General features: G+C 59.5%; 11 protein-coding genes and 1 pseudogene. 5 read left to right on the top strand and 7 right to left on the bottom strand.

Annotated elements, in window-relative coordinates; all coding sequences use genetic code 11:
• Window positions 1–103 precede the first annotated feature (103 nt).
• On the bottom strand, window positions 104–892 hold the full coding sequence (locus tag EAH78_RS24415; protein ID WP_140669820.1) for an alpha/beta hydrolase: 789 nt from the start codon (window positions 890–892) through the stop codon (window positions 104–106).
• A gap of 98 nt (window positions 893–990) precedes the next feature.
• Between EAH78_RS24415 and EAH78_RS24420 the strand changes: the two genes are divergently transcribed.
• Complete coding sequence (locus EAH78_RS24420; protein WP_140669821.1) at window positions 991–1,935, top strand: aldo/keto reductase; 945 nt, start codon at window positions 991–993, stop codon at window positions 1,933–1,935.
• Here the strand turns inward: EAH78_RS24420 and EAH78_RS24425 are convergent.
• Both EAH78_RS24425 and EAH78_RS24430 read right to left on the bottom strand, forming a co-directional pair.
• A complete protein-coding gene (locus EAH78_RS24425; protein ID WP_140669822.1) occupies window positions 1,932–2,603 on the bottom strand; it encodes a glutathione S-transferase family protein in 672 nt (223 codons plus the stop codon). The genes EAH78_RS24420 and EAH78_RS24425 overlap by 4 nt on opposite strands.
• 99 nt (window positions 2,604–2,702) lie before the next feature.
• A complete protein-coding gene (locus EAH78_RS24430) occupies window positions 2,703–4,094 on the bottom strand; it encodes an aldehyde dehydrogenase family protein (RefSeq protein ID WP_140669823.1) in 1,392 nt (463 codons plus the stop codon).
• A gap of 100 nt (window positions 4,095–4,194) precedes the next feature.
• Here EAH78_RS24430 and ptrR point away from each other — a divergent pair, with 100 nt between their 5' ends.
• On the top strand, window positions 4,195–5,073 hold the full coding sequence (ptrR, locus tag EAH78_RS24435; protein WP_140669824.1) for a putrescine utilization regulator PtrR: 879 nt from the start codon (window positions 4,195–4,197) through the stop codon (window positions 5,071–5,073).
• Window positions 5,074–5,194: 121 nt separating this feature from the next.
• On the opposite strand, the gene EAH78_RS24440 is transcribed toward ptrR, so the two are convergent.
• Window positions 5,195–6,106: a LysR substrate-binding domain-containing protein gene (locus EAH78_RS24440; protein WP_140669825.1), complete on the bottom strand. Its 912-nt coding sequence runs from the start codon at window positions 6,104–6,106 to the stop codon at window positions 5,195–5,197.
• 146 nt (window positions 6,107–6,252) lie between these two features.
• On the opposite strand from EAH78_RS24440, the gene EAH78_RS24445 reads away from it, so the two are divergent.
• A complete protein-coding gene (locus tag EAH78_RS24445; RefSeq protein ID WP_140669826.1) occupies window positions 6,253–7,554 on the top strand; it encodes an NAD(P)/FAD-dependent oxidoreductase in 1,302 nt (433 codons plus the stop codon).
• Between the two features lie 39 nt (window positions 7,555–7,593).
• Window positions 7,594–8,682, top strand: coding sequence for a polyamine ABC transporter substrate-binding protein (locus EAH78_RS24450; protein ID WP_140669827.1), 1,089 nt, complete (start codon window positions 7,594–7,596; stop codon window positions 8,680–8,682).
• Between the two features lie 39 nt (window positions 8,683–8,721).
• Here EAH78_RS24450 and msrA read toward each other — a convergent pair whose 3' ends face one another.
• Window positions 8,722–9,231, bottom strand: a complete 510-nt coding sequence (msrA, locus tag EAH78_RS24455) for a peptide-methionine (S)-S-oxide reductase MsrA (RefSeq protein WP_140669828.1) — start codon at window positions 9,229–9,231, stop codon at window positions 8,722–8,724.
• Window positions 9,232–9,728: 497 nt separating this feature from the next.
• Window positions 9,729–10,148 carry an organic hydroperoxide resistance protein gene (locus EAH78_RS24460; RefSeq protein ID WP_140669829.1) on the bottom strand — a complete coding sequence of 140 codons (420 nt, stop codon included), beginning with the start codon at window positions 10,146–10,148 and terminating at the stop codon, window positions 9,729–9,731.
• Window positions 10,149–10,464: 316 nt separating this feature from the next.
• Here EAH78_RS24460 and EAH78_RS24465 point away from each other — a divergent pair, with 316 nt between their 5' ends.
• Window positions 10,465–10,800: a c-type cytochrome gene (locus EAH78_RS24465; RefSeq protein WP_140669830.1), complete on the top strand. Its 336-nt coding sequence runs from the start codon at window positions 10,465–10,467 to the stop codon at window positions 10,798–10,800.
• A gap of 171 nt (window positions 10,801–10,971) precedes the next feature.
• Here EAH78_RS24465 and EAH78_RS24470 read toward each other — a convergent pair.
• Window positions 10,972–12,554: pseudogene (locus tag EAH78_RS24470) on the bottom strand (winged helix-turn-helix domain-containing tetratricopeptide repeat protein).
• Between the last annotated feature and the right edge of the window lie 185 nt (window positions 12,555–12,739).

Consider the following 12,739-nt stretch of genomic DNA (forward strand, 5'->3'; position numbering starts at 1 on the left):
TCAACACAAATTCCACCGGCCCCAGCGCCGGAGGAAGTTGTGTTTCCCCCATTGCGGTGAGGATTTCCCGTGTTATCGATGCTGTCTATGAATGCGTGCGTGCTCATAATCCGTCGCGTATCAATTTGAGATACTCCGGGCTGTCGGAAATGGAGTTATGGCCGGTGTCCGGTATCACCTTCAGCGTCGCCACACCGAGAGCGAAATGGGTGTAGAGCTGCTGTGTGCTGGAACGCGGGATGACTTCGTCGTGGCTGGCGGCGATCACCAACGTCGGCACCGTGATGTGCGCTGCATAGCGCCAGGATTCGAAGCGGTCCTGTAACAGCCACTTCACCGGGAACCAGCGGAACCGCTGCCGGGCGAGGCTTTCGAGGCTGTTGTAAGGCGTGATCAGGATCAGCCGCGAAGCCGGGCGCTGGCTGGCCAGACGCACGGCGACGCCCGAGCCGAGGCTGCGCCCGACCACTGCAACATTCGGATGGTTGCTGTAGACCTTGTCGAACAAGGTCAGGGCATCGCGGGCAATCGCCTCTTCGGACGGCGAGCCGGTACTGCCACCGAACCCCCGATAGTGCATCAAGTACAGCGCATGCTCTGGGAACGCCTGGGAAAATCCGGCCAGGTTGTGAGACACATCCTCGGCATTGCCACCGAAATAGATTAATGCGTTCGGGCCATTGTGCGGCCTGACGGACACCTGTATTTGCGCGTCTTCGACGGTCAGCGTCAGCAGCGACGCGGGCGTGGTGACGGCGCTGGGCTGCGGGTAGTAGATCAATGCGCGCTGAAACACGAACAGCGCCGCACACAGCGCCAGGTACAACGCAGCAATGATGACAACGAGAAGCGCCAGGTTTCTGAACATTCGACTAACTTTAGGGGGCGACATTGACGGCTCTGGGATCGAGGTCCGCTCACACAGGATCGGTGCCAGAGTTTAGTTCAACGGTAGCGGGGCACGCCGGGTTGGGCCACACGGGCACTACGATGAGCCACACTGACGGATACACGCGACGACGATTTCTCACGCTGGCTGCCGGTGCTTCGGCGGTTTTCACCTTCGATCGGGCTTTTGCAACCTCGGCGCCGTCGACGGAAACAGGAGGCAAGACCATGCTGACCCGCGCCATTCCCTCCAGCAACGAGCCATTGCCTATCGTCGGGTTGGGCACCTATCGCGGTTTTGAGGTCGAGCCTTCCAGCCCCGCCTACAAACAATTGCCAGAGGTACTCAGCGCCTTGTTCAAGAAGGGCGGGACGGTCATCGACAGCTCGCCGATGTACGGTCGCGCCGAACAGACCACCGGTGAATTGCTGTCGATCCACGAGCCGCGCTCGCCGGCCTTTCTCGCCACCAAGGTGTGGACCCGTGGCCGCGAGGAGGGCATCGCGCAGATGGAGCAGTCATTCAGCCTGCTGCAAACGGACCGCATCGACCTGATGCAGATCCACAACCTGCTGGATTGGCAAACCCATTTGCCGACGTTGCGCGAATGGAAGGAGCAAGGGCGGATACGCTACATCGGCATCACCCATTACACGCCGACGGCGTACGAGGAAGTGGAAGCGGTGCTCAAGGCCGAGCCCCTGGATTTCTTGCAGATCAACTATGCGCTGGACGATCGCGGTGTCGAGCAACGCATATTGCCGTTGTGTCGCGAGCGCGGGGTGGCGGTGATCTGCAACCGGCCCTTCGGTGGCGGCGGTTTGCTCGAACGCTTGAAGGGCAAGCCGTTGCCCGGTTGGGCCGCGCAAGTGGGGGTCACCAGTTGGGCGCAATTGGCGTTGAAGTTCCTGCTGTCCCATTCAGCGGTAACGTGCGTGATCCCCGGCACCGGCAATCCGCGATACATGGCGGACAATGCCGGCGCCGGTTTCGGGCCGATGCTCACGGGGGCGCAGCGCGAGCAGTTGATCGACATCGTGCGTTAGGCGCGCGGGTAAAACCGTTGCGGGATGTCTTGCTCAAACGGGTAGAGCGAGAAGTAAGGCCTGGCTTCGTCGATTACCTGTTGCACGGACGGCCTGTTCATCAGCCGGTCGAAGTAGGCGTTTAAGTGGCCGAGTTCATCAGGCATCCGCTCAAGCGTACTGGCATAGAAAAGCGCCGGGGCCGCTGAACAATCGGCCAGGCTGAACTCCGCGCTGGCCAGCCAGGAATTGTTCGCCAACTGGCGGTCGAACATGCCGTACACGGTCTGTAGCGTGGCGCGCTGTTGGGTCAGATTGCCGTTCGCACCGAGGATACGATCCAGGACAATCTGTTGCAGTGGTGTCTGAAGGTAGTTGTCGCAGACCCGGTCCCACAGACGGACCTCCAGCGCTGTGTCCCAATTGCCTGGAATCAGCCGGTTTTGCCCGGCGAAATAGTGATCGAGGTATTCAATGATGATCGTCGACTCCGCCACGTCGCATTGGCCGGTGTGATCATGAATGACCGGGAATTTGCCGATCGGCCAGAGTGCCTGCAACTCGGCTTTCTCGGCTGCGTTGCCCAGGTCGATGAGCCGTTTGTCGAAGTCGACCGCGTGCTCATAAAGCGCGATCAGTACTTTGTGGCAGTACGACGACAGGGGATGGTAATAAAGCGTCAATGACATCTTCAGCGCCTCCCGGGAAGTGACCTCCAACAGCATAGTCGACGCCCACGAGTAAAACTGCAGCCTGGGCGCCAACGACGCCCAGGCTGAGTTTTCCGCTTAACGACGGTCCAGCCACACGGTCTGGGCATTGCAGAACTCGCGCACGCCGAAGTGCGACAGCTCGCGACCAAATCCGCTTTTCTTTACACCGCCGAAGGTCACGCGGGGGTCGGAAGCGCTGTAGCCGTTGATGAACACGCCACCGGTTTCCAGCTCGCCGGCCATCTGTTGGGCGAGCGCGACATTGGCCGTGAACACGGTGGCAGCCAGGCCGAATTCACTGTCATTGGCCAGTTCCAGTGCATGCGCGGCGTCCCGCGCGGTGATGATGGAGGCTACCGGGCCAAATAATTCCTGTTTGAACGAGGTCATCTGGTCAGTGACATTGGCGAACACGGTCGGCTCGTAGAAGTTGCCCGGGCCTTGCGCCTTCTTGCCGCCCATTAACAAGGTCGCGCCTTCTTCCAGAGTGTCACGCACTTGTTGATCCAGTTCATCACGCAGATCAAACCGCGCCATCGGGCCGAGGTAAGTGTCGGCGGCCAAGGGATCGCCGACCACCAGTTTGCCTGTGGCTTCGACGAATTTGCGCGTGAATTCCTCGACGACACCTTGCTCGACGATCAAACGCTTGGCCGCCGCGCAGACTTGCCCGGTGTTCTGGTAGCGCCCGATGACGGCGGCTTTGACCGCTTCGTCGAGGTCGGCATCGTTGAGCACGATAAACGGATCGGAACCGCCCAGTTCCAGTACGCATTTCTTCAGCGCCGCACCGGCCTGAGCGCCAATGGCCATGCCGGCGCGCACGCTGCCGGTGAGGGTCACTGCGGCGATGCGCGGGTCGGCAATGGCGGTGGAAACGCCGTCCGGCGTGACGTTCAGCACTTCAAACACACCTTGAGGGAAGTCGGCGTTCTTGAAAGCCTCCAGCAGCAGGTAAGCGCTGCCCATCACGTTGGGTGCATGTTTGAGCACGTAGGTGTTGCCGGCAATAAGCGCTGGAACGGCGCCGCGCAGCACCTGCCAGATCGGGAAGTTCCACGGCATCACCGCCAGAATCGGCCCGAGCGGGCGGTATTCGATGCGCGCCTTGCCACCTTCAACCAGCGTCGATTCGGCATTGAGCATGGCCGGGCCGTGTTCGGCGTACCACTCGCAGAGCTGTGCGCACTTTTCGATTTCGCCACGCGCCTGGGTGATGGGCTTGCCCATCTCCAGAGTAATCATGGTGGCCATTTTGTCGGCGCTGTTGCGCAGTGCCTGGGCGAGGGCGATCAGCAATTGCGCGCGCTGCTCGACAGCGGTTTTGCGCCAGACCCGGAAGCCGCCCGCAGCCCGCGACAGGGCGGCTTGCAGTGCCGACTCAGACTCAAAAGGGTAGTGGCCGATCTGCTCGCCGGTGGTCGGGTTGATCGAAATGGCGTGGGTAAGGCTGGAAACGCTGGTCATGGCACCGTCCTGCTAGGTGGGAATGCGCTCAGGTTACGGTGGCGTTTGTTTTCTGGAAACTGAATAATACTGAGCATATCGTTCACGTTTGGAGAATGACTTGGATCTGGTTCAGCTGGAAATCTTCAAGGCCGTTGCCGAGCACGGCAGCATCAGCGTCGCCGCGCAACACATCCACCGCGTGCCTTCCAACTTGACCACGCGGATCAAGCAGCTGGAGCAGGATCTGGGCGTGGACCTGTTTATCCGCGAGAAAAGCCGCCTGCGCCTGTCGCCGGCCGGTTGGAGTTTTCTCGACTATGCCCGGCGCATCCTCGATCTGGTGCAAGAAGCCCGCGCCACCGTGGCAGGGGAGGAACCGCAAGGCTCGTTTCCCCTGGGTTCACTGGAAAGTACGGCGGCGGTGCGCATTCCCGAGCTGCTGGCGGCCTACAACCAGAAACACGCCAAGGTTGAACTCGACCTGTCGACCGGCCCTTCGGGGACGATGATCGACGGCGTATTGTCGGGCCGATTGGCCGCCGCGTTTGTCGACGGGCCGGTGCTGCATCCGGCACTGGAAGGGGTGCCGGCGTTCGAGGAAGAGATGGTGCTGATTGCGCCACTCAACCATTCGCCGATCCATCGCGCGCAGGATGTGAACGGCGAAAACATCTACGCCTTCCGCTCCAATTGCTCGTACCGGCATCACTTCGAGAGCTGGTTCAGCAAGGACGCGGCGGTGCCCGGCAAGATCTTCGAAATGGAGTCCTATCACGGCATGCTCGCCTGTGTCAGCGCCGGTGCCGGCCTGGCGCTGATGCCGCGCAGCATGCTGGAAAGCATGCCGGGGTGTACCACGGTGAGCATCTGGCCGTTGTCGGAATCGTTCCGGTATTTGCGCACGTGGCTGGTGTGGCGGCGGGGGACGGTGTCCCAAAGCTTGACCATGTTTGTGCGGTTGCTGGAGGAGCGTGGGGTGGTGCAAGCACTACCTTGAGCCCACCCCCAACCCATGTGGGAGCGGGCTTGCTCGCGAATGCGGACTGACATTCAAAAGGGATATCGACTGACCCTCCGCCTTCGCGAGCAAGCCGGCTCCCACATTTGATCTATGTCTGTCAGATGGGTTGGCTGGTACCTGCCACCGCCTCAGCCTGGCCAGCAAACCATTGCAGGATCAGCGCGCACGCCGGATGCGACGCGGCCGACGGTTGCAGGCACAGCGAATAACAGCCTCGGGTCTTCAACGGATGGCCGAACGGGACGACGAGCACCCCGCGCTCGATCGACTCCTCGGCCAGGGTCATGTCCGTCATCGCTACCCCCAGTCCGCGTGCGGCGGCATCGAGCGCCAATTCATCGAGGTTGAAGGGGATGTGCCGGTAGTGCTCCAGCGACTGGCCGCCGTTGGCTGCCAACCAGTCGATCCACGCTTGCTTGTCCGCCGAACGATGCAGCAACGCAAACCCGCTCAAGTCTTCCACCGACTCCAGCGGCCGGGTTTCACTGCCAAGACCCGGGGCGCACACCGGAATCAGCGATTCTTCGAACAGGGTCAGGCACGTCGGGTCGCTGGACGGCTCGGGCAGGTAGAGGATGTACGCGTCACTGTCGCTGGACGGCTCGACAATCTCGGTAGCCACGGTCTCGATCGACAGGGACACCTCCGGGTGATGACGATAGAAATCGCTGAGTTTCGGCAGCAACCAACGAACCGCCAGTGATACATGCATGCGAATGCGGAAGGTACGTTTTTGCGGGGACAGCCGATCCTCAAGGGTTTTCAGTTGCTCGAGAATAGTGCGCGCGCTGGTCAGCACCAGCTCACCCTCCGCCGTCAGTTGCAGGCGGCGACTGCTGCGCACAAACAGCGCCACAGCAAAGTGACTTTCCAATTGCTGGATTTGCCGGCTGACGGCGCTTTGGGTCAGGCACAGGGTGTGCGCCGCTTGCGTGAAGCTGCCGGCTTCAGCGACTTCCACCAGTGCCTGCATGGCCTGGAGATTGGGAACGTGGCGGATTTTATCCATGCGCTTTCAGAATGGCTCAATGATTTTATAACGTTGGTTGTATCACCGAAGACCTAATAGATTCTAGCCCTGACGGCCGCCATCGATCATCGCCTATGCGATTGCCGCATGCGCAGGTCGGGAACGACACTCCAGACAGGTGATGCATGAAAAATGAATGTGGCTGGATCGCGCAGGTCCAAAGCGCGCCGGTGCGTGATCGTCTGAGCGGTACGCAAAAAGCCGATTGGCTGATTATCGGCGCTGGCATTACCGGCCTGAGCGCCGCCCATGCCCTCGCACAATTGCACCCGCAGGCGCGCATCGTGGTGGTCGACCGCCAGCGCGCCGCGCAAGGCGCGTCGGCACGCAATTCCGGCTTTGTGGTAGCGCACGAACACCCCGGCAACGATGAGTTGATCGACGGGGCCGGGTTCGCCGAATTTGAGGTCGACACGACGATTTCACGCGCGGCCAGCGCTGAAGTGCGCGAGATGATTGCCCGTCACGGCATTGCGTGCGACTTCAAGGACTCCGGTTATTTTTTCGCCGTCAGCGATCCCGGCAAATTGACCCACGTCGAGGAAAAGCTGCAAACGCTGCGGGCACTGGGTGCTTCTGCGCAGTTTCTGGAAGGTGAGCAGCTGGTGCAGAAACTCGGCACCCGGCATTACCGCGCGGCGATCTGGTGTGGCCAAGGCAACGCGTTGCTGCAACCGGCGAAGTACGTGAAGGGTTTGCTTGATGCGCTGCCACCGACGGTCACGGTTTACGAAAACACCGACATTACCCGTCTTGAACGCCTGGGCAAAGGACGTCTGCGCGCCAACGGAATCGAGGGCAGCATCGAGGCGAAACAGGTGCTGGTGTGCCTCAACGCCTTCGTGCCCCGAGCCGGCATCCAGGACAGCGGCACGTTTGCCATGGAACTCAGCGCCAGCCTCACGCGGCCGCTCACCGACGCCGAGTTTCGCGACATGGGCAACGTCGAACCGTGGGGCGTTTTGTCCACCCGTCCGCTGGGCGCCACGGTGCGGCTGACCCCGGACCGTCGCGTGATGATCCGCAACACCGCGGAATACCGCTCACGGGATTTATCCGCCAGTGAGCTGTCGATCCGCCGCCAACACCATGTGATTGGCCTGCAACGGCGTTTCCCCTGGCTGGGCGAGCAAGACATCCACTACACCTGGACCGGTCACCTCAGCGCCTCGCGTTCCGGACAGCCGTTTTTTTCACAGGTGGAAGAGGGCGTATTTGCCGTGGCCGGCTGCAACGGTTCCGGTGTGGCGCGCGGCACGTTGTGGGGGCGGCTGCTCGCCGAACTGGCGTCGGGTGTTGACTCACCGATGCTCGACTCGGTGATGCGCAGGGCCCAACCCGGCTGGCTGCCGCCGCGACCCTTGCTCGACATCGGTGCCATGCTTCGAATGCGCGTAGAGGCCATCCGCGCAAAGACAGAAATCTAAAAATCCGCTTATCACAAAAGAACAAAAAGGTGATTGAACATGCGCGTTAACACCATATCCCTGATGGCCTTGCTCACGACGTTTTCGGCCGCCACGTTTGCCGACGAACAGGTCAACATTTCCAACTGGAACGGCTACATCGCCGACGACACCCTGGTCAACTTCACCAAGGAAACCGGGATCAAGGCCACTTATGACATTCACGACAGCAACGAAGTGCTGGAATCCAAGTTGATGACCGGCAACACCGGTTATGACGTGGTCAGCCCGTCGAACCATTTCCTGTCCCGACTGATCAAGGCCGGGGCAATCCAGAAACTCGACAAAAGTCAGTTGCCCAACTGGAAAAACCTTGACCCGGCATTGATGAAAAAGCTCGAGGTCAACGACCCCGGCAACCAATATGGCTATCCCTACATGTGGGGCACGGCGGGTATTGGCTACAACGTCGAGAAAATCAAAGCGATCTTCGGCAACACCGATGTCACCCGTTCCTGGAGCCTGTTTTTTGATGAAAACAACATCAAGAAACTCAGTCAGTGCGGCGTGGCGATTATCGACAATCCGACGCAAGTGCTGCCGATCACCCTCAATTACCTCGGCCTGCCACCGCACAGCCACGAGCCGGCGGACTACAAGAAAGCCGAGCAGGCGCTGCTGAAGATCAGGCCTTACGTGCAGTATTTTCATGCCTCCAAATACATCAGCGACCTGGCGAACGGCAATGTCTGCGCGGTCATCGGGTTTAACGGCGATGTGGTGCAGGCCGCCGCCAGCGCCAAGGAAGCCAATAACGGCATCGACATCGCCTATTCGATTCCGGATGAAGGGTCGACGCTGTGGTTCGACATGGTGGTCATGCCCAAGAGCGCGCCCCACGAGAAGAACGGTTACGCCTATATGAACTACCTGCTGACGCCGCAAGTGATCGCCAACATCAGCAACAGCATCCATTACGCCAACCCCAACAGTGCAGCGGATGCCTATGTCGTACCGGCAGTGAAAGAGGACGCTGCGATTTATCCACCAAGAAGTGTGCTGGATAAACTGTTCACCGTAGAGGAACTGCCGGCGGCGATCGCACGGTTGAGTACCCGGTTGTGGACCAAGTTGAAGACCAATACCTGATGAACGTTGGGTCCCGTTGCCGGGACCCAAGTCATTGCTTCAAAGGGCGCGTTTCGGCAGTTTCCAGTTCGGACGAACGAAATGGCAGGTGTAGCCGTTGGGCACTTTTTCGAGGTAATCCTGATGCTCCGGCTCGGCCTGCCAGAACGGGCCGGCGGGGGCGATTTCCGTGACGGCCTTGCCAGGCCATAAACCGGATGCATCCACATCGGCCACGGTGTCCTCGGCGATATCGCGTTGTTCTTCGTTGAGAAAGAAGATCGCCGAACGGTAGCTGAGGCCGATGTCGTTGCCCTGACGATTGGCAGTGGAAGGGTCGTGAATCTGGAAGAAAAACTCGAGGATCTGGCGATAGCTGATCACTGCCGGGTTGAACTTGATCTCGATGGCTTCCGCATGGGTGCCATGATTGCGGTAAGTGGCGTTGGGCACATCACCGCCTGAATAACCGACCCGGGTAGACTGCACGCCGGGCATTCGCCTGATCAAATCCTGCATGCCCCAGAAGCAGCCGCCGGCCAGAATTGCGGTTTCGAATTGCGTGGTCATAAAACTCACTCCTCAGTGTTCAGCGATTGGACCCGATTATTACGCAACCTCACGACTACTTTCTGCTTCTTTGTGAGTTCATCTGGTGTGAGGCACGTGGAGGAGGGCCATGGCCTGGGCTGCGGGACTAAAAACGAAAAAGCCCGCACAAGGCGGGCTTCGGATTTCGAGTAGGTGGCCAGTGCTGGTTTCTGGCTTACAAGGTTTATCAGGACTCTGACAGAACAGTGATATGTACTTCTGCTTCACACGGCGTAAGGGCTGGATCTCAGCGCGGAGATCTTTCTAACCGTGTACCCTTCGGGACGTGCCCCACGTCTCCTTGCTATCCGCTTGCGCATCAGTCTGCGTCTTCACCTACACCTTGAGAATAGCAAAGCATCTGCTGTGTAAAGCGCGCTTTTTAGACCGATTTCGTCCTGTGAAAAACACCACAGGACGGAAAAATACTATCGGCACAGCCCACCCCGAAAGGCAGGCTGTTCCAGCGGTCCCGATCACACCAGATTGATCTCGACATCGATGTTGCCACGGGTCGCTTTGGAGTACGGGCAGGTTTGATGAGCGGCATCCACGACCGCGCGAGCAACGGCTGGATCCAGGCCTGGAAGGCTGACATTCAGGCGTGCCTGGAGGAAAAAAGCGTTGTCGGTTTTGCCCAGGTCGATTTCAGTATCCACCGCGACATCGCTCGGCAGGGTCACTTTCAATGCCGCCGCCGCCTTGCCCATTGCGCCGATAAAACACGCCGACCAACCCGCCGCCAGCAACTGTTCCGGATTGGTGCCGCTGCCCGACGAACCGGGCGGGGACAGTTTGATGTCCAGGCGTCCATCCGAACTTTTTGACTGACCATCACGGCCGCCGGTGGTGTGGGTTTTGCCGGTGTAAAGCACGGTGTCGATTTGATTGATCATGGCAAGTTCCTGCTGAGGGTTTAGGGCTTGATTGTTCAGGTCGCGGATTCAGGGAAGTCCTTGCGACGTGGCCCACTTTTGCACCCTCATGTCGTGCCTATGTGTCTGGAACCGGCCGTTGTGTATCGCTGTGTAAAATCGCCTGCGAACATACAGATCGATACAAATCTGCCCGACGGAATCTCATCTGATAGGCTTCTGCGCCAGACAATCCCCCCACGATGCACCGCTAGGTCCATCGTCACTCGCCTCCTGCTACGCTCTCACTTAACGCCCAAAGCAACTCACGTCATCGTTGGGTCGCCAGGAGCCTAAAATGAAATGCGCATTTCTGACGTTCATAACCCTACTTACCTGCTCATCGGCAATGGCATCACCGCCAGATGGAGAAACGCTTTTTCAAGATAACTGCGTTGTTTGTCACGGGCCTCGAGGCACGGGAGGATCGGCACCCAAGCTGGCCGGAGATGCCAGTGAGTGGAAATCAAAAGTATTTGAGCGAGCCGTGCTGAGCGGTATCGACGACCATGGGAAGCCTCTGAAGGCGCCAATGCCGCATTGGGCAAGCGCTAGCTTCAAGTCTGACAACGGTGTGAAGCCAAGCAAACTTGAAATTGATGCCATTCAGAAATACCTGCATCAGCAAAAGTAGTGTGTTTACTTCGATCGAAGGTTTTCGTTTCGGCGACATGCTTTTCACACTGTGCTCACACAATGAAGCGCAGATTACCCCTGCTCCTTTGAAGAATTCCCATTTGGCCCGCCCGCATGCGGGCCATTTTTTTGCGTGCGTTTGACATTCCTACGGTCAGCCATCCCCAGCTCACTCACCCAACCCCGCCCGCCGCAATCCTTCCGCAAACCGTGCAAGATCCTCCGCACGCTGTATAGGCAACCAATCCCTCAAATTAGAAACCCGCAACAACGGATCCAGCTCTCGCAGGTGCCGCATTGCCTGCTTCGCTTTATCCATTTGCCCGCTGAGCGCATAACTGGCCGCCACCAAGGCCACCGGGGCCAGCAAACTGGGCAGGTTGCCCAAGGCTTTTTCCGCCCATTGCGTCGCGAGGTCGAAGCGGCCGGCGAAGAAGTGCGCGAGCGACATCCCGATCTGCATCCTGAACATTTCGGGGTCCACCGGACTCAAGCGAACGGCATGGGGCAAGTCTTTGATTGCACCCTCTGTTTCACCGCGCAGCGCGCGCAAGACACCCCCCAGGAACCAGGCAGGGGCGAGGTTGGGATTGAGCAGACGCGCCCGGTCGAGCAGCGCTATGCCGCCATCGACATCACCGGCCAGATGCGCAACCGCATGCCCGCCGCGGGTCAACGCGACGGCATCGTTTCGTCCGAGTGTCACCGCCAGGCGCGCAAGCCGTGTGCCTTCGGCGATTTCTGCAGGCCGGTCGGTCATCCAGCCATTGAGCTTGCGCCAGAAGTGGCACCAGGCGGCCATGCCATAGGCCGAGGCGAATTCCGGGTCGAGTTCTATGGCTGTGTTGAACATCGGCAGGGCATCCGCAATGGCTTCACGGGTGCCGCTGTGCAGTTTTGCCATGGCCCTCAAGTAATAATCGTAGGCGTCCAGGCTTTCGGTGGGTTTGCGTTTGGCGCGTTCGATTTCTGCCCGTTCCAGTTGCGGCGCGATGGCACCGACGACACTTTCGGCGATTTGATCCTGCAACTCGAAGATGTCGTCGAGCAGGCCTTCGAAGCGTTCCGCCCAGATGTGCGTACCACGGGTCGCGTCGATGAGTTGCCCGGTGATGCGCACCTTGTTCCCGCACTTGCGCACGCTACCTTCGAGCACGTAGCGAACGCCCAACGTCTGACCGATGCCTTGGATGTCCACCGCCTGACCCTTGTAGGTGAAGCTCGAATTGCGCGCGATGACGAACAGCCAGCGGATCCGCGACAGGGCGACGATGATGTCCTCTACCACGCCGTCGGCGAAGTATTCCTGCTCTGGATCGCCGCTCAGATTCTGGAAGGGCAAGACCGTAATCGAGGGTTTGTCCGGAAGAAGCAGCGCAGAGGAGGGCGTTTGCCTGGAGGTCGCGTGTTCGTCGATGCCCGGTTGTCGCGCTTGCTCGCTATTGTCGACGTTGACTTGCCGACGAAGCGGTAACCCTTGCGGGCGACCGTGCGGACAAGGCGCTGTTCTTCGCCCGTATCGCCGATGGCCTTGCGCACCGCATTGATGTGGCTGGTGATCGTCGATTCCGAGACGATCCGGCCACTCCACACGGCCTTGAGCAAGTCGTCCTTGCTGACAACGCAATCGCGGTTGCTCACCAGATACAGCAATAGATCGAAGGTCTGTGGCCCGACGGCTACGACTTGCTCACGCAAGGTCAGTTCCCGGCGCTCCTGATCGAGCACGAAGTCTTCAAACGCGAATTGCAAAGTGGGCTTCCCCTGGCAAAGCGCCTTCAACTCCGTGTCCCAGGCCGCTGGTGATATTTCATTGAGATTGATAATACGGCAGCTCCAAACCCGCTGCATGGTCCACGGTGACGATGGACGAATAACCACTTCTTTGGACGCAAATCCAAGCGTTCATGAAGGTAAATCCAAGCCCGCTGCAAGGA

Origin of the sequence: Pseudomonas arsenicoxydans (assembly GCF_006438915.1) — a bacterium.
In the GTDB taxonomy this organism is placed as follows: Bacteria; Pseudomonadota; Gammaproteobacteria; order Pseudomonadales; family Pseudomonadaceae; genus Aquipseudomonas; species Aquipseudomonas arsenicoxydans_A.

What these genes read in the sequence shown, in the direction of transcription:
- EAH78_RS24415 (WP_140669820.1), bottom strand. Translation starts at nt 892, where the DNA reads ATGTCGCCCCCTAAAGTTAGTCGAATGTTCAGAAACCTGGCGCTTCTC.
- EAH78_RS24420 (WP_140669821.1), top strand. Translation starts at nt 991, where the DNA reads ATGAGCCACACTGACGGATACACGCGACGACGATTTCTCACGCTGGCT.
- EAH78_RS24425 (WP_140669822.1), bottom strand. Translation starts at nt 2,603, where the DNA reads ATGTCATTGACGCTTTATTACCATCCCCTGTCGTCGTACTGCCACAAA.
- EAH78_RS24430 (WP_140669823.1), bottom strand. Translation starts at nt 4,094, where the DNA reads ATGACCAGCGTTTCCAGCCTTACCCACGCCATTTCGATCAACCCGACC.
- EAH78_RS24440 (WP_140669825.1), bottom strand. Translation starts at nt 6,106, where the DNA reads ATGGATAAAATCCGCCACGTTCCCAATCTCCAGGCCATGCAGGCACTG.
- EAH78_RS24445 (WP_140669826.1), top strand. Translation starts at nt 6,253, where the DNA reads ATGAAAAATGAATGTGGCTGGATCGCGCAGGTCCAAAGCGCGCCGGTG.
- EAH78_RS24450 (WP_140669827.1), top strand. Translation starts at nt 7,594, where the DNA reads ATGCGCGTTAACACCATATCCCTGATGGCCTTGCTCACGACGTTTTCG.
- msrA (WP_140669828.1), bottom strand. Translation starts at nt 9,231, where the DNA reads ATGACCACGCAATTCGAAACCGCAATTCTGGCCGGCGGCTGCTTCTGG.
- EAH78_RS24460 (WP_140669829.1), bottom strand. Translation starts at nt 10,148, where the DNA reads ATGATCAATCAAATCGACACCGTGCTTTACACCGGCAAAACCCACACC.
- EAH78_RS24465 (WP_140669830.1), top strand. Translation starts at nt 10,465, where the DNA reads ATGAAATGCGCATTTCTGACGTTCATAACCCTACTTACCTGCTCATCG.